We start from the raw sequence: 21,791 nt of genomic DNA, 5'->3' as shown, positions 1-21,791 counted from the left end.
TCACACTCCTCGGGTGCGCGGGTCGCGCGAGTCGTTGTAGCGGATGCCGGCGATGGTCGCGGCCAGCACGAGCAGCAGGATCGCCAGCGACGGGAACAGCGTCTGCCACCAGGCCGACGCGATGGTCCCGGAGCGCTGCGCGTTGAGCAGGATGCGGCCCCACGACCACGACGACGGGTCGCCCATGCCGAGGAACGACAGCCCGGCCTCGGCGATGACCGCGCGGGCCGCGGTGAGCAGCACGTTGACGACGACCAGCGGCATGACCGCGGGCAGGATCTCGCGGGAGATGATGCGCGACGCGCCGGCGCCGAGCACGCGGGCGCCGTCGATGTACGGCATCGCGGCGACGACCAGCCCGTTCGCCCGGATCATCCGGGTCACCTCGGGCCACGACAGCAGCCCGATGACGGTGATCAGCGTGACGACGCTCGGCCCGGCCAGCGCCGTCACCAGGATCATCAGCGGCAGCATCGGCAGCGACAGCATGACGTCGGTGGCGGTGGTGACGACGGGGTCCAGCCGCTTCACGTAGGCGGCGGCCAGGCCCAGCAGCGTGCCGATGCAGATCGCGATCAGCGACGCCACCGCCCCGACCAGCAGGCTGATCCGGGTGCCCCACACGACCTGGGCGAACACGTCCTGGCCGAGGTCGTCGGTGCCGAACCAGTGCGACGCGGACGGCGGCTGCAGGATGTCGGTGCCCAGGCCGCTGGGAGAGTCCACGAACAGCGGCCCGAAGATCGCGACCAGCGCGAACAGCGCCAGCACGCCCACGGACAGCCAGCCGGACGGCGCGGAGAAGAAGCCTCCGGATCGACGGCGCCGGGTGCTGGTCAGCACCGCCGCCTGGGGGTCGGCGACGAGGGACTGCGGCTCGGTGCTCATGTGCGGATCCTTGGGTTGAGAACCATCGAGAGCAGGTCGGTGAGCAGGTTCGCCAGCACCACCGTCACCGCGAGGATGACGAACGCGCCCTGCAGCACCGGGAAGTCCAGCTGCTGCACCGACTCGAAGATCAGCCGGCCGACGCCCGGATAGGCGAACACCGTCTCGGTCAGCACGGCGCCGCCGATCAGCGTGCCGAGCTGCAGGCCCATCAGCATCAGCGCCGGCAGCACCGCGTTGCGCAGCGCGTGCCGCCACACCACCCGGCGGTGGGTGAGCCCGCGCGAGCGGGCGCTGGTGATGTAGTCCTCACCGAGCACCTCGACCATGTTCGTCCGCAGCGTCAGCGCGTACGGCCCGAGCTGGACCAGCACCAGCGAGAACAACGGCAGCGCCAGATGGTGCAGCAGTGAGACGTACGCGGCCAGCCCGCGGGTGTCCGGGTCGATGGCCTGCCCGATCGGGAACCAGCCGAGGTTCGACCCGAACACCACCAGCAGCAGGATCGCGACGCTGGGGATGAACAGCGCGTTCGACGTGATGCCGAAGAACTGCACGGCGCGGTCGACCATGCCGCCGCGGCCGACGGCCGCCTTCACGCCGAGCGGGATGCCGATCAGCAGTGTCAGCACGAACGCCGAGCCGGCCAGCAGCAGCGTCCACGGCAGCCGGTTCAGCAGCAGCTCGCTGACCGGCACCAGCTGCCGGAACGAGACACCGAGATTGCCCTGGACCAGCTGGCCCAGGTAGAGCACGTACTGCTGGAGGATCGGCTTGTCCAGGCCGTACTGACTCCGGAGCGCGTCCTGCATCTCCGGGGTCATGTCGCCCTCCACCACCAGGAGGGTGGGGTCCGCCGGCAGCAGCCGCAGCAGGAAGAACGTCACCGTCACGGCGATCCAGATGGTCAGGATCGCGCGGAACAGCCGACTCGCGGCATACCTCAACACGGTGTGCTACCCACCCTCCCGATGAGTGGACGTGGACGGACGGTCAGTCGACCGTCGTGACCTGGGACAGCGAGTAGCCGGTGACCATGCCGAGCAGGTCCGACGGCGACGGGTCGAAGCCGGTGAACCGGTCACCGCGGTACGCGAAGCGGAAGTTCTCCACGTACAGCGGGGTCAGCAGCGCCTGGTCGTGCACGTAGGCGTCGATGCCCTTGATCTTCTCCACGAACTGGTCCGGGTCGGCCGTCACCGCGGCGTCGTTCACCAGGGCGTCCAGCTCCGGATCGGCGACCAGGTTGTAGTTGATCCCGCCCGGGTTGGACGACAGGTAGGTGCTGCGCAGCTGGTCCATCGGGTTGTCGAAGACGCCCCACTGCGACAGGTCGATGTCGTACTCGCCGCCGCGGGTCCGGCTGAGGAACGTGTTCCGCTCGATGCAGGCGAGGTCGATCTGGATGCCCGCCTCGGCGGCGTCGTCGCGGACCACCTCGGCCACCCGGGTGAGGTTGGCGTTGGACTGGTCGCAGACCATCTCGAAGGCCAGGTCGTCGAGGATGCCGTCGCCGTTGGCGTCGGTGTAGCCGGCGCCCTCGAGCAGCGCGCGGGCGCCCTCGGGGTCGAACGGGTACGCCTCGAGGTCGGTGTTGTCGTAGTCGGCGAAGATCGGCGAGATCGGGCCGACCATCTCCTGGCCGTCGCCCTGCAGGATCGTCTCGATGATCGACTTGCTGTCGACGACCATCGACAGCGCCTGCCGCACCGCCTGGTCGGCCAGCACCGGGTTCTGCATGTTGTAGGTGAGGTGCGCGAAGCCGAGCGAGCCGACCGTCTCGACCTCGATGTTCTCCTCGGTCTCCAGCGAGGCCACCGCGGACACCGGGACCGGCGTGCCCATGAGGTCGATGTCGCCGTTGCGCAGCGCCAGGATCATCGTGTTGACGTCGGGGTAGACGACGTACTCGACGGTCTCGACGGCGGCGCCGCCCTCGGGGGCGTACGGGTAGTTCTCGTTCGCCTTCAGGGTGTACCGCTGGCCCTTGGTGGCGGAGTCGAGGATGTACGCGCCGGCGCCGACCCAGTCGGCGTCGTTGGCGAACTGCGAGACGTCGCCGACCTGGCTGAAGATGTGCTCGGGCACGATCCGCATCCAGAACCCGACGCCCTCGGCGAACGGGGCGTACGGCTCGCTCAGCGTGAACGCGACGGTCTGGTCGTCGCGCACCTCGATGCCGGTGACCCAGGTGAGCTTCGCCGCGACGTTGCCCAGCTGGTAGTCCATGATCGCCTGGGCGGTGAACGCGACGTCCTTCGCCGTCACCGGCGTGCCGTCGGACCACTCGAAGTCGTCACGCAGGTGGAACACGACGACGCTGCCGTCGGCCTCGGTGGTGTACTCCTCGGCCAGCTCCGGCACCTTCTGGGCGTTGCCGTCGATGCGCAGCAGCGTCGGGTAGGTGGCGTTGAGGATCCAGCTGTCGGTCTTCGAGAGCGACTGCAGCGGGTTGAAGTTCTCCATGTCCGTCGTCGTGCCGATGCGCAGCGTGGCGCCACCGGCCTGCTCGCCCGAACCGTCGTTCGAGCCGCCGGCGGACTCGCCGCCGCCCTCGTTGAGCGAGCAGCCCGCGGTCGCGACGAGTGCCGCGACGGCGAGTGCCGCGCCGGCCTTGCGGATGTGTCCGATCGTGCCCTTCACCAGACCTCCTTGAGTACGCGCAGGATGTTCAGACCGATGACCTTGCTGATGTCGTCGTCGGACCAGTCGTGCTTGACCAGCCAGCCGACGATGTTGGTGAAGTTCTCCGCCGGGTTCTCGACGCCGGCGACGTACGGGACCCGCGGATGGTCCACGTGCCCGTGCGCGCCGGCGATGCTGAGATGCCCGGTGAACGAGTCGTGCAGCCCGACGTGGTCGCCGAAGTTGGTGTCGGGCCCGAACGCGACGTGGTCGATGCCGACCAGGTCGACGCAGTACTGGAAGTGGTCCATGACCGACTCCAGCGAGTGCTCCGGGTGCTGCTCGGACAGCGTCGTGTGCGGCGCCGCCTCGATGCCGATGACGCCGCCCCGCTCGGCGCAGGCGACGATGACGTCGTCGGGCTTCATCCGGTTGGTCGGCCAGACCGTGCGCGCGCCGGCGTGCGTGATGAACACCGGCACCGACGATCGCTCGATGACGTCGCGGCTGGTGCGGTCCGACGAGTGCGAGATGTCGATGGCGATGCCGAGCGTGTTCATCCGCTCGACGGCGCGGCCGCCGAACAGCGTGAGCCCGCCGTCCTGCGGCTCGGCCAGCCCGGCGCCGAGCTGGTTGGCCATCGAGTAGGCGATGCCCATCTGCCGCACGCCGAGCCCGTAGAGGATGTCGAGGCGGTCCAGCTCGTTCTCGATCGCGGTCGCGGCCTCGAGCCCGGCGATCATCGCGATGCGCCCCTCGGCCTTGGCCTTCTCCAGGTCCGCGACGGTGCGCGCGAGGACGACGTGGTCCTGCTGCGCGACGTCGGCGAAGCGCAGGCCGAGGTCGAAGACGACGTCGTTCCACTTCCACCCGTGCTCCGACGTGACGGTGTTGGTGCCGTTCATGAAGTTGTCGAAGAACGCGGTCATGCCCGACCGGGCGATCCCCTCGAACCCGAAGGCGTTGCGGCCGGTGCCGTTGTACTCCTTCAGCAGCGTCGGGTCCGTCGTGAGGATCTTCGGGTGCTCGTGCAGGGAGATGACGTGCTCACGGCCGAGGATCTCCGTCACCCGCCGCGTCTGCTCCTCGTCCAGCCCGAGGTCGTACGCCGGTACGCGGCCGATCTCCTGGGCGAGGTCGAAGACGCGGAAGTCGGTGTGCGGTTCGAGGTAGTCGAAACTGCGGTAGCCCCGGTAGCGCACGCCTGGTTTCTGCATCGGCTTCTCCAAGTGGTCCAACCTCTATTGAGGGCACACCATAACGAGAGGTTGGACCTCTTGAGCTATGCCGGCCATGCCGTGACGATCTCGTAGCTGCATTCCATGAGTAGGGTCAGCCGCATTGAGCTGCGCCTTCGTCGCTTCTTGACATGATCGACACGCTGCGTGACGGCCCGGAATCGTTACGCGTCCGAAATGTTGGCCCACAATTCGGACACTTTTCGGAGTTGTCGATCACCGGCCGGGCCGGGGGTCTACCGGCCGGTAGTTCACCGGCTGGTCACCTGCCGTCGTCGCGGACACCAGGCGCCGGTCATGTGGGCCGGGCACGGTGGCGGACGGTCTCGTGCCGTTTCGCGCCGTCCGTCCCGAGGAGTCGCAGGTGTCGCTCTCCGCCCGATCCGTCCCCGTCCCGCTGGCCGCCGCGCTGGTGCTGGCCGTCTCCGCGGCCGCCCTACCGGCACGGGCGGAGGAGGAGCGGCCGTCCTACCTGGGGCGGACCTGGTACACCGGCGAGTTCCACGCGCACACCGAGGTCAGCGACGGCGTCGAGACGCCGCGTGACGCGTTCGAGCACGTCGCCGAGAACAGCGACGCCGACTTCTTCACGGTGTCCGAGCACGACGTGCTCTACGACCGGCGCAACAGCGACGACTTCACCGCCGACTGGCGCGACGCCGTGTCGGACGAGTGGCGCTACCTGCACGAGGAGTCCGACGCGTTCAACGCCGAGCAGGACGACCTGGTGACGCTCCCGGCCGAGGAGATCACCTGGTACGACACCTCGGGCCACATGAACCTGTTCAACACCGACTGGTTCACGACGGCGCGAAGCGAAGGCGACTCGCTGTCGTTCGGCGCCGCGACCGGCGACCTCAAGTACGACCTGCCGACGTTCTACGCCCGGCTGAAGCAGGACCCCGAGGCGATCGCGCAGTTCAACCACCCGGACCCGGCCGGCAAGGGCGACTTCGCCGCCTTCGCGCACCTCGACCCCGAGGTCGACGACCGCATCGACCTCATCGAGGTGAAGAACGCGACCAACCTGGCCCAGTTCCAGATCGCGCTGGACAAGGGCTGGCACCTGGCGCCGGTGTGGAACGGCGACGAGCACAGCGCCAACTGGGTGACCGGTGACGAGTCGATCACCGGCGTGTGGGCCGCGGAGAAGAGCCGCGACGGCGTCTACCGGGCGATGCGCGAGCGCAGCATGTACTCGACGCAGGACGTGAACACCAGGCTCGAGTTCGGCGCGAACGGGCGGCTGATGGGCTCGATCCTGCCGGCGGACACCACCTCGGTCGCGCTCGACATCGGGCTCACCGACCCCGACGACGCCGACGCGTTCACGTCCGTGCGGGTGCGCACGAACGACGGCGCGGTGGCGTACGAGGCGCCCGCGGTGTCCGGCCGGTCGGTGCGGGTGACGCCGGAGCTGCCCGCTGCCGACGGCGACTACTTCTACATCGTGGCCACGCAGGCCGACGGCGACGTCATCGTGTCCGCGCCGGTCTGGGTCGGCGAGACCACCCGCGGCGCCGACTACGCGCCGGTCATCGAGGTCGACCCGGCCGCGCCCACGACGGTGGCCTACGGCGACACCGTCGCGCTGCCCACGGCGACCGCGACCGACGACAGCGGCGAGACCCCCGCCGTCACCTACGACGTGTGGGACGACAACGGCGTGGTGCCGGTCGAGGACGGCACGTTCACCGTGCGCGGCTACTCCGACCACGTCGTCGTCGTGAAGGCCGCCGACGGCGCCGGCAACATCGGTTCGGAGCTGCTGCGCCTCCAGGTCGACCAGGAACGTGCCGACCCGGCCGGCGTCTTCCAGTTCTTCGGCAGCGTCGCGACCGTCGGCGCCGAGCCCGGGACCGCGGGTATCGCCGTCAGCACCGACGCGACCGTCGGCACGGTGTACGCGCAGGTCCGCCCGGCCGGGCACCGCACCTGGCGCAGCGCCCCGGTGCTGACGTCCACCGGCGACACGACGTACGAGCTGAACACCATCGGCAAGCCCGGCGAGGTCTACCAGGACACCGTCACCGGCCAGCCGCTGCGCAGCCACGAGTTCGCGCTGACCGGCCTGCGCGACACCACCCGCTACGAGTACCGCTTCGGCGTCGCGGTGGACGGCGCGGCGCCGCGGGCGACGGACGAGGCCGCGTGGTCGGACGTGCGCGGCTCGTTCGTCGCCGGTGGGAAGCAGAACCGGCCGATCTACCTGCTCGGCTCCGGGCACTGGCGCGGCGCGCTGGACGCGATCCGGGACCGGGCGCCCGGCGGCGACACCGTCGTGCAGACCGGCGACCTCGTCGCCCGCGGCGTGCACCGGGAGTACTGGGAGGACGTCTTCGACCATGTCTACGCGGGCCTGGACCTGCAGGTCGCGCCTGTGGTGGGCGACGCCGAGAGCGACGGCGACCTGGAGTACAACCTGGTCTCGCCGGACCGCAACGCGATCACGTCCAGCATGTACGCGCTGCCCGGCGGCGGGCCGATCGGCGAGACGGCGTACTCGTTCGACCGCGGCGACGTGCACGTCGTCGTCCTCAACACCACGCAGGACCTCGACGCCCAGCTGGACTGGTTGGTCGATGATGTCCACGCCGCGAGCAAGCCGTGGACCGTCGTCGTCGGGCACGAGTCGTTCTTCGGCAGCGCGGGGACGCCCCGGCCGGGCCAGAACGCGCGGCGGCAGCAGGTCGCGGAGCTGTTCAGCCGGCTCGGCGTCGACCTCTACGTCGGCGGCCACGACCAGGTCCACTCCCGCACCGAGGTCGACGGCGTCACGTTCCTCGCGCTCGGCGCCTCCGCCCAGCAGGGGACGGCGCTGCAGGCGACCCGGCGCGGCCTGGAGCTGTCGACGTACGCGATGGACGGCCGGCTGGTCGACCAGGCCGTGCTGGCGCGGCCGTCGGGATCGTGGGACGTCAGCCATGCGGCGCTCGACGGGGTCGGGCTGATCAGTTACCCGGGCGCGCCGCGCGCGGTCACCGTCGAGGCGGTCCGCTCCGGCCCCGGCGGCGAGGTGCTGGACGCCCGCGTGGTCGAGGTGGACCTCGACGAGCGCGGCGCCGAGCAGTGGGTCGCGTTCGACCCGCCGCTGACCGCGGGCGCGCACGACACGGTGCGGGTGCACTTCTGGGACAGCCCGCGCAAGAACGAGGAGCTGCGTCCGGCCGTGGTCCTGCAGGAAGGGCTGGCCGGTTCGGGGACCGCCGAGGACCCGTACCTGCTGGACTCCGCCGACGACCTCGCCAAGATCGGGACCGACCCGGCCGCGTCGTACCGGCTGACCACCGACCTCGACCTCACCGGCGTCGTCGCGCGGGTCGAGGCGTTCTCCGGCGACCTGGACGGCGACGGGCACACGCTGACCGGGCTCACCAGCACGACCGGCGGGCTGATCGGCGGCAACGCGGGCACCGTGCACGACCTCGCGATCGTCGCCGCCGACGTCGCGACGGCGACCGCGCGGGGCGGCATCCTGGCCGACACCAACACCGGCACCGTCGAGCGCGTCTACACCACCGGGCTGGTCACGGCCGGTTCGCGGGCCGGCGGCATCGTCGGCGACAACGCGGGCGTGCTGCGCGACGCGTACTCCACGGCGCGCGTGCAGAGCTACGGCACCGAGGCCGGCGGCGTCGTGGGGGTGGCGCTGGCCGGGTCGACGACGGAACGGGTCTACGCCGCCGGGCCGGTGGGCGCGTCGACCCGCAACGCCGGCGGCGTCGCGGGCTACGGCTACACCGGCACCGTGCTGCGCGACTCCGTCGCCCTGAACCCGTCAGTGACCGCGCCGAGCTGGGCGCACCGCGTGCTCGGCCGGGTGCTGGCCGGCAACACCGCGTCGTTGTCGGACAACTGGGCGGCCGAGGGCGTCGTCGCCGACGTGCCCGCCGTGCTCGACCCGCCGGCCGCGGACAACCTCGCCGGCGCCACGGCGACGGCCGCGCAGGTGCGGGACCCGGCGTTCTTCCGCGACACGCTCGGCTGGGACCTCGACGCCGTCTGGGCCTGGTCCGCGGACGGGCACCGGCCGGTGCTGCGGTCGGTGCCGGAGGACGTGCCGCCGGGCACGGGGGAGCCGGGGACTCCGTCGCTGCCGCGCGACACCGACGGCGCCTACCTGGTGTCATCCGCCGCGGACCTCGGGCAGCTCACCGCGTTCCCGTCGGCGGCGTACCGGCTGGCCGCCGACCTCGACCTGAGCGGGCATCCCGGGCTCGCCGTCGCACGGACCGGATTCTCCGGCTCGCTCGACGGCGCGGGGCACCGGCTGACCGGGTTCACGTCGTCGTCGGGCGGGCTGTTCCCGCTGATCGCGGCGGGCGGGCGCGTGCACGACCTGGCCGTCGACGGCGCCGCGGTCGAGACCGCCGGCGCTAACGTCGGGATCCTGGCCGACACCAGCCGCGGCGTCGTCGAGCGGGTGACGACGTCCGGCCTCATGGTCGGCGGCTCGACCGTCGGCGGCGTCGTCGGGTACTCGTACGGGCAGCTGCGCGACAGCTACTCGACCGCCGCCGTCTACGCCGTCGCCGGACGCCAGGCCGGTGGGGTGGCCGGCATCACCGGCGCCGGCTCGCTGACCGAGCGCACCTACGCCACCGGCCACGTCGAGGTCGTCGGCAACGCCAACGCGGGCGGGATCAGCGGTTACGCCTACACCGGGACGACGCTGCGCGACAGCATGGCGCTCAACTCCCGCGTCGTCGCCACCGGCTACGCCCACCGCGTCGTCGCCCGCGTCCTGGCCGGGAACACCGCGACGCTGATCGGCAACGCCGCGTCGGAGACGGTGGACGCGCGGACGCAGTCGGTGCCGGCCACCGGGCCGGACACCCTGAACGGCGCCACCCGCACCGCCGCCGAGGCCGCGACCCAGGCGACGTACGCGGCCATGGGCTGGGACTTCGACTCGGTCTGGACGTTCTCCGCGTCGCTGGGGCGGCCCGTGCTCCAGGGGGTGGACGCCGCAGGGTAGCGGCTGTCCGCGCGGCTACGCTGCGGCCTCATGGAGTCCGTGTCCGAGTCCGGGTCCGGGGATAGCCTGCGTCCGGTGCCCGACGCCGCGCTGCTGGCCGGTGCGCTGATCGCTGGCGCCGGGTACCTGCTGCCGTGGTTCCACCAGGACGGCTACCAGTGGTCGTACTCCGGGTGGGCGTACGCGAGCCTCAGCGGCGGTGGCGGCTGGACGCTGCTGGCGCCGGCCTTCCTGGCGGTCGCCGTGGTGGCGAGCATGTGGGCCGGGCGCAGCATGGCAGCCGCGATGTGGGCGGTCGGCGCGGTGGCCGGTGCGGGCTTCCTCGCGCTGGCGGTCGTCGCGGCGAGCTTCTCGCACGTGGACGAGCGGTCGACGCTCGACTACCTGGCCGGCATGCCGTTCGGCGTCGGGTTGCCGCTGCTCGCGGCCGGGCTCGGGCTCGCCCTGGCCGGTGGCTGCCGCGCCGTCGTCGTCGGTCTGCTGCGGCGCGGGGTGGACGCCGCCGCGGTCAGCGACTGACCGCGCCGACGCCACTGCGGTCGTCGGCACCGTCGTGTGCCGCGGCCGGTCCGCTGAACAACCGCACCAGGATCACCACGATCGCGGCCACCAGGACCACCAGCACCGGCGCCAGTACGCCGTCGGGCACGGACGGCCCGCCGGACAGTTCGCCCCAGCGGCCGATCGCGATCGTGCCGGCGAGCGCGGCCCACAGCGCAGTCTCCAGCGCTGGCAGCCGCTCGGCCGCGCGCAGGTGGAACCCGCAGGCCTGCAGCGAGATCACCGCGACACCGATCGCCGCGAGCGGCGTGGTCCACTCCGCGACTCCGACGACCATCGGCACGATCAGCGCGACGGCGGCGGCGATCTCCGCGGCCCCGATGAGCACGGTCAGCGGGCGGGGCACGACCTCGAAGCCGGTCCAGCGATCGATGCCGCGGCCGGCCAGCTTCGGCAGGCCGACGAGGAAGAAGAACAGGGCGAGGAAGGACTGGGCAATCCAGACGATGACGTTCACGGCGGGAACCTCCTGATCGCGTGGGCTCGCGCGACTACGCTGTCGATACAGAACCCATACGATATGGAACTCAAATAATATGGAAACCGTATCTTCGAGTGGTGGCGGCGTCAATCGCGGACCGGCGCAGGCGGACGTGCGCCGCTCGCTCAACGCCGTCGCGCTGCAGTTGTCGCTGCTCAATCGCCGGGTCGGCGCGCGGCTGGAGCTCAAGGACGCCGACTTCGAGTGCTTCAACCTGGTCTTCACCGAAGGGCCGCTGACGCCGACGGCGCTGGCTCGGCGCTCCGGCCTGCACCCGGCCACCGTCACTGGGGTGCTCGACCGGCTCGAGCGGGCCGGGTGGGTCGTGCGCGAGCGCGATCCCGGGAACCGGCGGGCGGTGCTCGTGCGCGCGCTGCGTGACCGCACCGGTGAGATGTTCGGCCTGCTGGCAGGGATGAACGACGCGATGAGCGACATCCTCGACGACCACAGCACGGCCGAGTTGGAGGTCATCGCCGGCTTCCTGCGCCGCACGCTCGACGCGGGGCGGCGGGCCACCGATGCCCTCGGGACCGACGGGGAGCGGGCCTGACTTTGTACGATGGTCGGCCGAGGTGATGCACGTGGCGGCCGATGCCGAAGCGGGCCCGGTCCGGGCCCCGCTGAGCCGCGACCGCGTCCTCCGCGCGGCGGTGCGCATCGCCGACGACGCGGGTCTGGGGGCGCTGACCATGCGGCGGCTGGCCGAGGTGCTGGGCGCCGAGGCGATGTCGCTGTACTACCACGTGGCCAACAAGGACGAGGTCCTCGACGGCATCGCCGACGTCGTCGCGCGGGAGATCAACGAGGCGGTCGACGCGCTCGAGGTGGGGTCGGAGGGTGCGCGGTGGAAGGACGCCGTCAGGCGCCGCATCCTCACCGCCCGCCAGGTGCTGCTGCGCCACCCGTGGGCGCCGTCGGTGCTCGAGACCCGCGCGGCGATGAGCCCCGAGATCCTGCGCTACCACGACCGCCTGCTCGGCCTCATGCGCGACGGCGGGTTCTCCTACGACCTCGGCCACCACGCGCTGCACGCGCTGGGCAGCCGGGCGCTCGGCTTCAGCCAGGAACTGTTCGACCCCGGTGACGGCGCCGCCGCGCCCGAGGACCTGGCCGGGCTGGCCGAGCAGTTGCCGCACCTGGCCGGCATGCTGGCCGAGATCGCGCACGACGACCCCGGCTCGACGCTGGGCTGGTGCGACGACCAGGCCGAGTTCGAGTTCGGCCTCGATCTCGTCCTCGACGGCCTCGACCGGCTGCGCGACCGTTCGGGATCATGAGGACATGAGCCCGCTCTCTCCAGGCCGCCGCCGTCGCGAGGCCGCCGGCGTCGTCCTGTTCGTCTCCGCTGCTCTGCTCGCCGGCTGTGCGCCCGCGGGCGCGACGATCCCGGTGGGGGACGCCGCCTTCTCCTCCGGCGTCGACCTGCTGGACGAGCGGGTGGCGGTGCGCATGCCCGACGGCGTCTACCTCGTCGAGGCGCTCGGCGTGCGGGATGAGGCGTTCGTCGACGGTGAGACCGTCCGCGCGCCGGATGGCGCCGTCCTCGTCGAGGTCTCGGTGTCCGACGGCGGCTACGTCGGTGACTGGGCGCCGGGCCGCACGCAGGTGATGCTGCGGGCGGGCGACACCGAGGTCCCGGTCGAGCTCGATCCCGCGGGCGCCGGGGCGCAGGTCGCCGTCCTGCCCGGCGACGGCGGCGACGCCGAGCTGGTGCTCACCTTCGAGGGTCGTGATGCCGTGGTCCCGGTGGTGACGGCCGATCTCGTCGGCGGGTCTCCGTTCATCGAGACGGTCCCCTGGGCGGGGACCTTGGAGGCGGCGATCGAGCCGCCGGCGGGCTGGTACCCGATGGTGCAGGCGGCGGTCCTGGCCGAGCTGCGGCTGGTCGGGTACCTGCCCGAGCGCGGATGGGCGCCCGAGGGCGAGGTGTGGGTCGAGGGCCGCTTCGTGACGCGTCCTGGCACCCTCCTCCCCGTCGGTGACGACGCCCACGACGGCGTGCAGGTGGCAGCCGTCGTCGAGGGCGCGAGCGTGTTCGTCGACGAGGTGGAGTACCCGTTGGAGCTCGTCGCCGACGCCGCGGCCGGCGGCGACGCGCACCTCGTGATCGGCACGGTTCCCGCCGGCACCGACACCATGCGGCTGAGCGCCGGGCACCGTCTCACCACCGAGGACGAGCCGCCGATCGTCCAGGACGCGACCGTGATCGGTCCGCTCGCGACGCTCGAGCGGATCCAGGTCGACTGATCGTTCACCACCTGTGCCTGGGTCTTTACAGCCTTACGCCGTACGGTTACCTTACGACGTAAGAATCGCAGGCCCAGGAGGGTGCGATGAAGGCGTACGTCATGCGCTCCTACGGTTCACCGGCCGGCCTCGAGCTGGCGGACGTCCCGACGCCGGTGCCGGGCGACGACGAGGTGCTGGTCCGGGTCCGCGCCACCTCGGCGCAGCCGTACGACTGGCACCACGTCCGTGGCGAGCCGCGGCTGTCCCGCCTGCTGCCGGGCACGCTCGGGCTGCGCCGGCCGGGCATCGAGATCCTCGGCGCCGACGTCGCCGGCGAGGTCGCCGCCGTCGGCCGGGACGTCACCGGCTTCGCCCCGGGTGACGGCGTGTTCGCACTGGTCGCGGGCGGCGGTTTCGGCGAGTACGCCTGCGTGCGTGCGGCCGACCTCGCGCCGCTGCCGGCCGCCCTCTCGTTCGAGCAGGCGGCCGCGGTCCCGCTGGCCGCCATGACGGCGCTGCTGGCGGTCCGCGACGACGGCCGGGTGCGGGCCGGTCTGCGGGTGCTGGTCAACGGCGCGTCGGGCGGGGTCGGCACGTTCGCCGTCCAGCTGGCCGTCGCGATGGGCGCCGAGGTCACCGGCGTGTGCAGCGGGCGCAGCGCCGCACTCGTCCGCGGGCTCGGCGCCGCCGACGTCGTCGACCGCACGGCCGGCGACGTCACCCGCGGCGGCCGGACGTTCGACGTCGTCGTCGACACGGCGGGCGGGCACTCGGCGTGGGCGTTCCGGCGGATCCTCGCGCGCGACGGCACCCTGGTCGTCGTCGGCGGGCCCGCCGGGCGCTGGGTGCAGCCGGCCGGGCACGCGTTCGGCGCGCTCCTCCTGAACCCGTTCGTGTCGCAGCGCATGACGATGACCGACGTCGTCGGCAGCGGGAACCGGCGGGCGAACCTGCTGGCCCTGACGGAGTACCTCGACGACGGCCGGGTGGTCCCCGTCATCGACCGCAGCTACCCGTTCGCCGAGCTGCCCGAGGCGCTGCGGTACTCCGAGGAGGGCCGGGCCCGCGGGAAGATCGTCGTGGTCTTCTGAGCCCATCGCGGGGGAGGCCTGGCGCCGGCTACGCCCTGAGCCGCTCGCGGGCGCGCACCACCAGCTCCTTCGGGTCGTCGGCGTAGAAGCGCAGCTCGGTGAAGGTCACCGGGCCGTCGAGCAGCTGGACCGTCACGGCTCGAACAGCACGAGGTGGACGTTGAGCTGGCTCAACACCGCCACCTGCAGCACGTTGCCGTCGTCGCCGTCGGCCACCTGAACGGTCTTCGACTCGGGCAGCGTGCGCTTCTGGATGCGGATCGCGTCGATGTCGGACCACCGCAGCGCGACGTCGACGGTGGAGCCGTTGCGTACCCACAGCCCGGTCGGGCCGACGGCGTGCGGGTGCACCCGCAGCGCGGCGGCGTAGCCGATCATCCAGATCAGCCCCCAGACGCCGATGACCAGCGCGATGATCTGCACGATCGGCCACGGGATGATGAAGTGGACGACCACCACCTCGATGGCCGAGCCGATGATGAACACCCAGATGATCAGCGAGACCGGCTCGTAGTAGCCGAACGGCGTCGCTCCCGGCTCCGGTACCCGCGGCCGCCGCGCCAGCCAGATGTAGAGGCTGCGCCACACGCCCGACTCGAAGGCGGCCGCCTTCTGGAAGAGGGTGGCGCCGTCGGCCGGCTCGGTCGTCTCGGTCATCGTCCGTCCTCGGTCCCGGGGTCGGTGGCCTCGCGCGTGGCGTCGACGGTCAGGCCGTGCGCCTTCAGTCGCGCCAGCACGTCGTCGAGCCCCTCCATCAGCGCGGCCAAGCGGTCGTCGGGCATGCCGTCGAAGAGGATGTTGGCGAACACCTGCTGGTCGCGCTCCATGGCCGCGGTCGTGGCCGCGCCGTGCTCGGTGAACGTGACCAGGGTGGCCCGGCGGTCGGTGGGATGCGGCTCGCGGGTGACGTAGCCGGTGGCGACCAGCGCGTCGACCAGCCCGGTGATGTTGCGCGGACTGACCCGCAGCGCGTCGGCGAGCATCCGCTGCGTCGACGGCCCGCGGTGGTGCAGTTCCCAGAGCAGGTGGGCGCGGGCGTCGGTGAGGCCCTGCGCGGACAGCGTGCGGGTCAGGTCGTCGCTGACCACGATGACCAGCTCGAGGATGCGTCCGAGCGCCTCGGCGTGTTCCGGCGGGGTCGTCATATCGTGATGCACCTTCACTATGTCGGTGGTTCACAGGATAGCGCATGGCCCGGAGCGGTGACCAAAACGACCGAAAGCAGCGAGGGAAGAAAGTCCGGAAAAAGGTGTGACAGACGTCACCGCGACAGGAGGTTTGACGGCCGCGGAAAAGGTTCCGGGCAAAGAAAGGGCCACCCTGCCAATTTGGGGGGCAAAACGGCAGGGCGGCTCTGAAACAACAGTAACCCATCGACCCCGTTTCGCGCATCTGGATCCAGAAAAACCTGCCGACGCGGCCGCGACCAGCGGATCTTCCAGCCAGACGGGTGGCGGCGGCCGGTTGGCCGGGCGGTCAGGCGTCAGGTCCGGCGCAGCTGCGCGAACGCGGTGGCCAGCCTCGCGACTCCGTCCGCGACTGCGCGTTCGTTCAGTGCGGAATATCCGAAGATCAATCCACCCCGATCGGCTGGAGAAAGGCGGTACGGTGTGACGCCATTCACGCGCACGCCCTGCCGGGCCGCGGCGGCCACCAGCGCCGCCTCGTCGACGTCGTCCGGCAGCCAGGCCACCAGGTGCAGCCCCGCCGAGACGCCCGCGGGCTCCAGTTCCGGCAGCCGGGCCGCCAGCGCCGCCAGCAGTGCGTCGCGGCGCTGCCGGTACACCGGCCGCATGCGGCGCAGGTGCCGGTCGAACTCGCCGTGCGCGAGGAAGTCGGCGAAGGCCAGCTGGTCGAGCACCGGCGAGCCGCGGTCGGCGAGCAGCTTCGCCTCGGCGACGTCGTCGACCCACGAGCGCGGCAGCACCAGCCACCCCAGCCGCAGCCCCGGCGCCAGCGTCTTGCTGGCCGTCCCGGAGTAGGCCACGAGATCCGGCGCCAGCCCCTGCATCGCGCCCACCGGCAGGCGGTCGTAGCGGTACTCGGCGTCGTAGTCGTCCTCGATCACCAGCGCGCCGCGCGCCTCCGCCCACCGCAGCACCTCGGCCCGGCGCGGCGCTGACAGCACCGCGCCGGTCGGCCACTGGTGCGTCGGCGTCAGCACCAGCGCGTCGGCGTCGAGGCCGGCCAGCAGGTCGGTGCGCAGGCCGTCGTCGTCGACCGGCACCCCGACGACGTCCAGGCCCAGCCGGCCGGCCAGCGGCCGCAGGTCGTCGTCGGCGGACGGGTCCTCGACGGCGATGCGGCGCGCGCCGCGGGCGGCCAGCACCTGCGCCAGCAGCGCGATGCCCTGCGCGTACCCATTGCTGACGACGATGGTGCCGGGGAACGCCGCGGTGCCGCGGACGCGGTTGAGGTAGTCGGCCAGCGCCTCGTGCAGCTCAGGCACGCCGCGGCCGGTCAGGTACCCGAACCGCTCGTTCGGCGCCTGCGTGAACGCCCGGCGGACGGAGCGCAGCCACGCCGCGCGCGGGAAGTTCGAGACGTCGTAGCGGCCGTAGCCGAAGTCGACGGCCGGCGCGGGCGGCTGCGGCCGGGTGGACGGCGCGGGCTGGGCCGCCGGCGCCGCGGCGACCTCGGTGTACCCCCCGGTCCGGCTGGTGAGGTAGCCCTCGGCGACCAGCTGCTGGTAGGCCTCGACGACGACACCGCGGGACACGCCCAGCTCACCGGCGAGGCGGCGGGTGGGCGGGAGGATGGTGCCGCGGCGCAGCCGGCCGGACCGGACGCCGTCGCGCACGGCCGCCGCGAGCTGCCGGTGCAGCGGTTCGCCGCACTCGCGGTCGAGCGCGACGAGCAGGCTCTCGCCGGTGGAATTGGTCCGGGGTCCGGCCATGTCATTGGACCTTATCGCGCGGCCGGTCCGGCTGTGATGCTCGGCACATGACGACAGCACAGCTTCGCGAACGGCTCGGCGACCGCCTGGTCCTGCCGGGCGACGGGCAGTACGACCGCATGCGCGCGGTCTGGAACGCCATGGTCGACCGCCGGCCGCGGATGATCGTCCGCTGCGCCGGCGCGGACGACGTCGCCGCCGCGGTCCGGCTCGGCCGCGAGCTGGGCCTGGAGATCGGCGTGCGCTGCGGCGGACACAGCGTTCTGGGCCTGTCGGTGCCCGAGGACGGCCTGATGATCGACCTCACGCCGATGGGCGCGGTCACCGTCGACCCGGCCACGCGGCGGGCCCGCGTCCAGGGCGGGGCGCTGCTCGGCGCGCTCGACGCCGAGGCGCAGCGGCACGGCCTGGCCACCACCGCCGGCAACGTCTCGCACACCGGCGTCGGCGGGCTCACGCTCGGCGGCGGCATGGGCTGGCTGGCCCGTCAGTACGGCCTGAGCTGCGACAACGTCGTGTCCTACGAGCTGGTGACGGCCGACGGCGACCAGCTGCGGGTCACCCGCGACGAGCACCCGGAGCTGTTCTGGGCGCTGCGCGGCGGCGGCGGCAACTTCGGCATCGTCACCGAGTTCGAGTTCCAGCTGCACGCCACCGGCACCCGCGCCTACGTCGCCGAGCTGACCTACCCGCTGGAGCAGGCCGCCGCGGTGCTGCGCGGCTGGCGCGACCTCAGCGCCGACGCGCCCCGTGAGGCCACCTTCGCCGCGTCGATGGGCCGCGGGCTGGCCACCGTCGGGTACGTGTGGGCCGGTCCGACGGAGCGGGCGGCGGACCTGCTGCCGCGGCTGCGCTCGCTCGGCGTGCCCGTGACGGAGAACGTCGGCGAGCTGTCCTACCTCGAGCTGCAGACCCGCGAGGACTCGCCGGAGGGCCACGCGTACCGCCGCTACTGGAAGGGCCACTACGTGCGCGGCCTGCCGGACGAGGCGATCGACGCGATGGTCGCGCACGGCGACGCCGAGATGGGCATCGGCCTGCAGGCCTACGGCGGCGCCATCGCCGACGTCCCCGACGACGATTCCGCGTTCAGCCAGCGCGACGCCCTCTTCGAGTACGTCGCCGCCGCCCGGTGGGACGACGCCGCCGAGGACGCCGAGCGCATGGCCGTCGCGCGCCGGACCGCCGCCGCGATCGCGCCGTTCTCCAGCGGCGCCTACGTCAACGCGCTCAGCGACGAGGGCGCCGACGGCGTGCGCCGCGCGTACCGTCCGGCCAAGCTGGACCGGCTCACCGCCGTGAAGGCCGCCTACGACCCCGAGAACGTCTTCCACCTCAACCACAACATCGTCCCAGCTGGGAGCTAGTGTCCGGGGCCGGTGCCATGATGCCGTGTGCCCAACGACGCGCGGACCCTGGCGCAGTCCGCCTACACCGACATCCGCGCGCTGATCGTGGGCGGTGAGCTGCCACCCGGCACGAAGCTCATCGTGCGGTTGCTGTCCGAGCGGCTCGGGCTGTCGGCCACGCCGATCAAGTCGGCGCTGGCCGCGCTCGAACGCGACGGCTTCCTCGTCGCCGTCCCGAACCGCGGCTTCTACGTGCCGCAGGTGGGGCTGCGCGACCTGCTGGAGATCTACGAGCTGCGCGAGATGCTCGACGGCATCGCGGCGCGGCGGGCGGCCCGCGCGCCGTCGTCCGCCGAGTTCGTCCGCACCGTCCTCGCCCCGCTGCTGGCACGGCAGCGCGAGCACGGCGGCGACGGCGACCTCGCCGGCCTGCGCGACCTCGACGTCGAGTTCCACCGGGCCATCTGGCGCGCGTCCGGCAACGCCCGCCTGGCCAGGGTCACGGAGAACCTGTCCGGGCAGATACGGCTCGCGTGGTCGGGCCGGCCGTCCGGCGGCATCGTGCGCACGCTGCGCGAGCACGAGGCGATCATGGCCGCCATCGCCGCCGGCGACGCGGCCCGGGCCGAGCGGGTGTCGCGGGCGCACGTCCGCCACTCCGTCGCGGCCTACGAACGGGCGCTGGTCAGCCCGGACGGTGCCCGATGAGCAGGTCGCGCGGCTCGTCGTCGGGGCCGTCGCGGCGGGTCAGCACCATCGGCTCGAACCCGGCGGCGGCCAGCAGCCGGTGCCACACGTCGCGGCCGAACAGCCCGATCCGGTGCGTCTCGTGCACGGTCTCGGTGCTGCCGTCCTTCTCGCGCAGCAGCAGCACATACTCCGTGCGCACCCAGGTGTCGCCGGGGTCCGGATCCCACGTCCAGCCGAGGAACCGCGCGCCGCGGCCGTCGTCGCCGTCGCCGCCGCCGTGCTCGGTGCGCTCCGCGAACGTCTCCGTCGTGTGGTCCGGCACGAACACCGCGGCGCCGCCCGGCCGGCAGTGCGCGAACGCCGTCGCGACCGTGGCGGCGAGGTCCTCCTCGGTGAGCAGGTAGCCGACCGCGTCGTGCACGAACACCGCGTCGAACGCGCGGCCCAGGCGCAGGTCGCGCATGTCGCCCTCGACGTGCTCGCACTCGGGGTTCAGCTCGCGCGACACCGCCAGCATGCGCGGCGACAGGTCCGCCAGCGTCAGCGTGAACCGGCGCTTCAGGTGGACGGCGTTGTGCCCGCCGCCGCTGCCCAGTTCGAGCACGTCGCGGACCGGGAGGTCGGCGGATTCGAGTGCCGACGCGATGACGGCGGCCTCGTCGGCGTAGTCGTCGGGCGGTGAGATCAGCGGCCACCACGCGGCGAGGTCACCATAGAACCGGTACTCCTCGGTCATGGCCGAATGATCGCACCCTACACAGCGTCCCCGGACGTCGGCGGGCGCTTGCGGCGTGGCGCCGGCGGTGGCTCCGGCGGCTCGTCGACCGGTCGCTGCGTCGCCAGGAAGGCCTCGATCTCGGCGATGCCCTCGGCTGCCTCGCGGGCGACGTCGTCGTTGCGCCGGCGTGCGGGCGGTCCCGACTTCTGCCAGACGGCGGCCACTCCGGCCCCGCCGTAGAACGCGGCGCCCACCACGGCGAACCCGCTGACGACGACCCACAGGACATAGCGCAACCCGTCGAGCATCGCGTGCACGAGGTGTGCCGACCCGTAGCTCATGTGACTCACCTCCGCGTCATTGCGGCTGCGGTACTCACCGACCGACGTACCCAGTGCGATCGGTTCGTCACCTCCAGGCTACGCCGATTTATATAGCAGGAACACTCGAAAGGCCAGCCCCCGGCGTGGCGTGGGCGACAATCGTCGGGTGAGCCGCGACCGCTTCATGCCGATCCACGATCCAGAGCTCCTGGCCACCGGCGAGCGGGTGCTGGGCCCCGAGTTCCGGGCCATGAGCGAGCGGGTGCTGCGGGTCACCGAGCTGACCTCGCGCCTCAACGTGCTCCCGTTCGACGACGACGCGGGCAAGGCAGCGCTGTTCGAGCAGATCCTGGGCCGTCCGCTGCCGGATCGGGTCACCATCTACCCGCCGTTCTACACCGACCACGGCCTGCGCCTGGACCTCGCCGAGCGGGTCTTCGTCAACCAGGGCTGCACGTTCCTCGACTTCGCCGGCATCAGGCTGGGCGAGGGCGTCATGGTCGGCCCCAAGGCCACCTTCATCACGATGGGCCACCCGGTCGACCCCGGCGAGCGGCGCCAGTACCTCACCGGCGCGCCGATCGACGTGGCGCCGAACGTGTGGATCGGCGCCGGCGCGACGATCCTGCCCGGCGTCAGCATCGGCCGCGACGCCGTGGTCGCGGCCGGGGCGATCGTGGCCGACGACGTGCCGGCGGCCAGCCTGGTCGCCGGCCCGAAGGGCACGGTGCGCCGCCGCTGGTGACGCCGGGCTCAGAACAGCTTGTCGACCAGTTCGGTGAGGTGCAGCAGCAGCGGCACCACCAGCGCCTGCTCGGCGGGGGAGAGGTTCTCCCACGCGCCGGCCAGGTGGCCCGCGACGACGCCGCGCTTGGCGGTGAGCAGGGTGCTGCCCCGCTCGGTCAGCTCCAGCACGCGCCGCCGGCCGTCGCCGTCGACCCTGTTGTACTGGACCAGGCCGTCGCGGACGAGGGCGCCGGCGCTGCGGGTGACGGTCGGCTGGCTGAGGCCGGTCAGCTCCGCGACCGCGCCGACGCCGTCGCGGCCGCACTCCTCGATGGCGTCGAGCAGCACCAGCTGCGGGACGGTGATGTCGTCGAACAGTGGTTGCAGCCGGCCGCGCGTGCGCCGTGACGCCGACAGGAATGCCATGAGCGCGTCGGCGAACTCGCGGGCCGGCTCGACGGCGCCGACGCTGCGGCCCAGGGCTCCGCTGGTGTGGAGCTGCTCGGTCACGATCCCCCTCCTCGACGTCCTCCGGACCATGAAACCACCAGTGACGAACCCGCGGCCGTCAGCCCGGGCGGCATGACGGGAATGGATTCGACGCCGGGTGGGTTCTACCTGCCGGCCGTAGTTTTGTGTTCGTGTGTCTGCACGCTCGCAAGGACTTCAGTTGCGGGCGCGCTGCTTGCCTTCAGGTTTGCTGGAGAAGTTGCGTCGTCGATGACCGGCCAGGGTCGACCGCACAGTGTGGCGCCCGTTTCCAGCCCTGTAAGGAGCAGAAATGACTCAGGGAACTGTCAAGTGGTTCAACGCGGAGAAGGGCTTCGGCTTCATCGCCCGCGAGGACGGACCGGACGTGTTCGTCCACCACTCCGAGATCGACAGCGAGGGCTTCCGCAGCCTCGAGGAGAACCAGCGCGTCGAGTTCGAGCTGGCGCAGGGTCCGAAGGGCCCGCAGGCCACGCGCGTCCGCGCGCTCTGATCCGGCCGCAGGC

21 protein-coding genes are annotated in these 21,791 nt (G+C 72.2%); 10 read left to right on the top strand and 11 right to left on the bottom strand.

Going from position 1 to position 21,791, the window contains the following annotated elements:
- From BLU82_RS23860 to BLU82_RS23845, 4 genes are read right to left on the bottom strand one after another with little or no spacing between them, the layout of a single operon-like run.
- On the bottom strand, positions 1-888 hold the full coding sequence (locus BLU82_RS23860) for an ABC transporter permease (RefSeq protein ID WP_092623498.1): 888 nt from the start codon (positions 886-888) through the stop codon (positions 1-3).
- Positions 885-1,838, bottom strand: coding sequence for an ABC transporter permease (locus BLU82_RS23855; RefSeq protein ID WP_092623497.1), 954 nt, complete (start codon positions 1,836-1,838; stop codon positions 885-887). Before BLU82_RS23855 ends, BLU82_RS23860 begins: the two co-directional genes overlap by 4 nt.
- Before the next feature lie 43 nt (positions 1,839-1,881).
- On the bottom strand, positions 1,882-3,531 hold the full coding sequence (locus tag BLU82_RS23850) for an ABC transporter substrate-binding protein (protein WP_197682422.1): 1,650 nt from the start codon (positions 3,529-3,531) through the stop codon (positions 1,882-1,884).
- Positions 3,528-4,730, bottom strand: a complete 1,203-nt coding sequence (locus BLU82_RS23845) for a dipeptidase (protein WP_092626215.1) — start codon at positions 4,728-4,730, stop codon at positions 3,528-3,530. The genes BLU82_RS23850 and BLU82_RS23845 overlap by 4 nt, the downstream gene beginning before the upstream one ends.
- A 349-nt stretch (positions 4,731-5,079) precedes the next feature.
- Here BLU82_RS23845 and BLU82_RS23840 point away from each other — a divergent pair, with 349 nt between their 5' ends.
- The gene (locus BLU82_RS23840; RefSeq protein ID WP_157741220.1) at positions 5,080-9,729 is read left to right on the top strand and encodes a CehA/McbA family metallohydrolase; all 4,650 of its coding nucleotides are present in this window, start codon (positions 5,080-5,082) and stop codon (positions 9,727-9,729) included.
- Positions 9,730-9,759: 30 nt separating this feature from the next.
- A complete protein-coding gene (locus BLU82_RS23835) occupies positions 9,760-10,248 on the top strand; it encodes a hypothetical protein (protein ID WP_092623495.1) in 489 nt (162 codons plus the stop codon).
- On the opposite strand, the gene BLU82_RS23830 is transcribed toward BLU82_RS23835, so the two are convergent.
- Positions 10,238-10,900: a DoxX family protein gene (locus BLU82_RS23830; RefSeq protein ID WP_231947574.1), complete on the bottom strand. Its 663-nt coding sequence runs from the start codon at positions 10,898-10,900 to the stop codon at positions 10,238-10,240. The two genes, BLU82_RS23835 and BLU82_RS23830, sit on opposite strands and share 11 nt — an antisense overlap.
- Between BLU82_RS23830 and BLU82_RS23825 the strand changes: the two genes are divergently transcribed.
- From BLU82_RS23825 to BLU82_RS23810, 4 genes are all read left to right on the top strand, one after another.
- The gene (locus BLU82_RS23825; RefSeq protein ID WP_231947573.1) at positions 10,884-11,324 is read left to right on the top strand and encodes a MarR family transcriptional regulator; all 441 of its coding nucleotides are present in this window, start codon (positions 10,884-10,886) and stop codon (positions 11,322-11,324) included. The two genes, BLU82_RS23830 and BLU82_RS23825, sit on opposite strands and share 17 nt — an antisense overlap.
- Positions 11,325-11,355: 31 nt before the next feature.
- Entirely contained in the window at positions 11,356-12,051 is a 696-nt protein-coding gene (locus tag BLU82_RS23820; protein WP_197682421.1) for a TetR/AcrR family transcriptional regulator C-terminal domain-containing protein, read from the top strand.
- Between the two features lie 4 nt (positions 12,052-12,055).
- On the top strand, positions 12,056-13,021 hold the full coding sequence (locus tag BLU82_RS23815) for a hypothetical protein (protein WP_092623492.1): 966 nt from the start codon (positions 12,056-12,058) through the stop codon (positions 13,019-13,021).
- 86 nt (positions 13,022-13,107) lie between these two features.
- Positions 13,108-14,094, top strand: coding sequence for an NAD(P)-dependent alcohol dehydrogenase (locus BLU82_RS23810; protein WP_092623491.1), 987 nt, complete (start codon positions 13,108-13,110; stop codon positions 14,092-14,094).
- A 132-nt stretch (positions 14,095-14,226) separates the two neighbouring features.
- Here the strand turns inward: BLU82_RS23810 and BLU82_RS23805 are convergent, their stop codons facing one another.
- The 3 genes from BLU82_RS23805 to BLU82_RS23795 form a co-directional block, all read right to left on the bottom strand.
- Positions 14,227-14,751 carry a hypothetical protein gene (locus tag BLU82_RS23805; RefSeq protein WP_092623490.1) on the bottom strand — a complete coding sequence of 175 codons (525 nt, stop codon included), beginning with the start codon at positions 14,749-14,751 and terminating at the stop codon, positions 14,227-14,229.
- Complete coding sequence (locus tag BLU82_RS23800; protein WP_092623489.1) at positions 14,748-15,239, bottom strand: MarR family winged helix-turn-helix transcriptional regulator; 492 nt, start codon at positions 15,237-15,239, stop codon at positions 14,748-14,750. The genes BLU82_RS23805 and BLU82_RS23800 overlap by 4 nt, the downstream gene beginning before the upstream one ends.
- Before the next feature lie 338 nt (positions 15,240-15,577).
- Positions 15,578-16,990: a PLP-dependent aminotransferase family protein gene (locus tag BLU82_RS23795; protein ID WP_092623488.1), complete on the bottom strand. Its 1,413-nt coding sequence runs from the start codon at positions 16,988-16,990 to the stop codon at positions 15,578-15,580.
- 47 nt (positions 16,991-17,037) lie between these two features.
- Between BLU82_RS23795 and BLU82_RS23790 the strand changes: the two genes are divergently transcribed.
- Both BLU82_RS23790 and BLU82_RS23785 read left to right on the top strand, forming a co-directional pair.
- Positions 17,038-18,357 (top strand): FAD-binding oxidoreductase, encoded by a 1,320-nt coding sequence (locus tag BLU82_RS23790; RefSeq protein WP_092623487.1) that lies wholly within the window; start codon positions 17,038-17,040, stop codon positions 18,355-18,357.
- A gap of 27 nt (positions 18,358-18,384) precedes the next feature.
- Positions 18,385-19,047: a GntR family transcriptional regulator gene (locus tag BLU82_RS23785; protein WP_092623486.1), complete on the top strand. Its 663-nt coding sequence runs from the start codon at positions 18,385-18,387 to the stop codon at positions 19,045-19,047.
- On the opposite strand, the gene BLU82_RS23780 is transcribed toward BLU82_RS23785, so the two are convergent.
- Both BLU82_RS23780 and BLU82_RS23775 read right to left on the bottom strand, forming a co-directional pair.
- Complete coding sequence (locus BLU82_RS23780; protein WP_092623485.1) at positions 19,025-19,765, bottom strand: trans-aconitate 2-methyltransferase; 741 nt, start codon at positions 19,763-19,765, stop codon at positions 19,025-19,027. The two genes, BLU82_RS23785 and BLU82_RS23780, sit on opposite strands and share 23 nt — an antisense overlap.
- 17 nt (positions 19,766-19,782) lie before the next feature.
- Positions 19,783-20,088, bottom strand: coding sequence for a hypothetical protein (locus tag BLU82_RS23775; protein WP_092623484.1), 306 nt, complete (start codon positions 20,086-20,088; stop codon positions 19,783-19,785).
- A gap of 166 nt (positions 20,089-20,254) precedes the next feature.
- Here BLU82_RS23775 and BLU82_RS36180 point away from each other — a divergent pair, with 166 nt between their 5' ends.
- Positions 20,255-20,815, top strand: a complete 561-nt coding sequence (locus tag BLU82_RS36180) for a DapH/DapD/GlmU-related protein (protein WP_092626211.1) — start codon at positions 20,255-20,257, stop codon at positions 20,813-20,815.
- 8 nt (positions 20,816-20,823) lie between these two features.
- On the opposite strand, the gene BLU82_RS23765 is transcribed toward BLU82_RS36180, so the two are convergent.
- Positions 20,824-21,306, bottom strand: a complete 483-nt coding sequence (locus BLU82_RS23765; protein ID WP_157741218.1) for a MarR family winged helix-turn-helix transcriptional regulator — start codon at positions 21,304-21,306, stop codon at positions 20,824-20,826.
- A 271-nt stretch (positions 21,307-21,577) separates the two neighbouring features.
- Here BLU82_RS23765 and BLU82_RS23760 point away from each other — a divergent pair, with 271 nt between their 5' ends.
- Positions 21,578-21,778, top strand: coding sequence for a cold-shock protein (locus tag BLU82_RS23760; protein ID WP_046768541.1), 201 nt, complete (start codon positions 21,578-21,580; stop codon positions 21,776-21,778).
- The last annotated feature ends 13 nt before the right edge of the window (positions 21,779-21,791 follow it).

The organism is Jiangella sp. DSM 45060 (assembly GCF_900105175.1).
Taxonomy (GTDB): Bacteria; Actinomycetota; Actinomycetes; order Jiangellales; family Jiangellaceae; genus Jiangella.
The sequence above is the reverse complement of the archived record's forward strand: the minus strand, read 5'-3'. Positions and strand labels throughout refer to the sequence as shown.

Excerpts from the sequence above, each read along its gene's own strand:
- BLU82_RS23805 (WP_092623490.1), bottom strand. The coding sequence starts at position 14,751 with ATGACCGAGACGACCGAGCCGGCCGACGGCGCCACCCTCTTCCAGAAG.
- BLU82_RS36180 (WP_092626211.1), top strand. The coding sequence starts at position 20,255 with ATGCCGATCCACGATCCAGAGCTCCTGGCCACCGGCGAGCGGGTGCTG.
- BLU82_RS23860 (WP_092623498.1), bottom strand. The coding sequence starts at position 888 with ATGAGCACCGAGCCGCAGTCCCTCGTCGCCGACCCCCAGGCGGCGGTG.
- BLU82_RS23810 (WP_092623491.1), top strand. The coding sequence starts at position 13,108 with ATGAAGGCGTACGTCATGCGCTCCTACGGTTCACCGGCCGGCCTCGAG.
- BLU82_RS23835 (WP_092623495.1), top strand. The coding sequence starts at position 9,760 with ATGGAGTCCGTGTCCGAGTCCGGGTCCGGGGATAGCCTGCGTCCGGTG.
- BLU82_RS23760 (WP_046768541.1), top strand. The coding sequence starts at position 21,578 with ATGACTCAGGGAACTGTCAAGTGGTTCAACGCGGAGAAGGGCTTCGGC.
- BLU82_RS23780 (WP_092623485.1), bottom strand. The coding sequence starts at position 19,765 with ATGACCGAGGAGTACCGGTTCTATGGTGACCTCGCCGCGTGGTGGCCG.
- BLU82_RS23815 (WP_092623492.1), top strand. The coding sequence starts at position 12,056 with ATGAGCCCGCTCTCTCCAGGCCGCCGCCGTCGCGAGGCCGCCGGCGTC.
- BLU82_RS23790 (WP_092623487.1), top strand. The coding sequence starts at position 17,038 with ATGACGACAGCACAGCTTCGCGAACGGCTCGGCGACCGCCTGGTCCTG.
- BLU82_RS23800 (WP_092623489.1), bottom strand. The coding sequence starts at position 15,239 with ATGACGACCCCGCCGGAACACGCCGAGGCGCTCGGACGCATCCTCGAG.
- BLU82_RS23775 (WP_092623484.1), bottom strand. The coding sequence starts at position 20,088 with ATGAGCTACGGGTCGGCACACCTCGTGCACGCGATGCTCGACGGGTTG.
- BLU82_RS23795 (WP_092623488.1), bottom strand. The coding sequence starts at position 16,990 with ATGGCCGGACCCCGGACCAATTCCACCGGCGAGAGCCTGCTCGTCGCG.
- BLU82_RS23845 (WP_092626215.1), bottom strand. The coding sequence starts at position 4,730 with ATGCAGAAACCAGGCGTGCGCTACCGGGGCTACCGCAGTTTCGACTAC.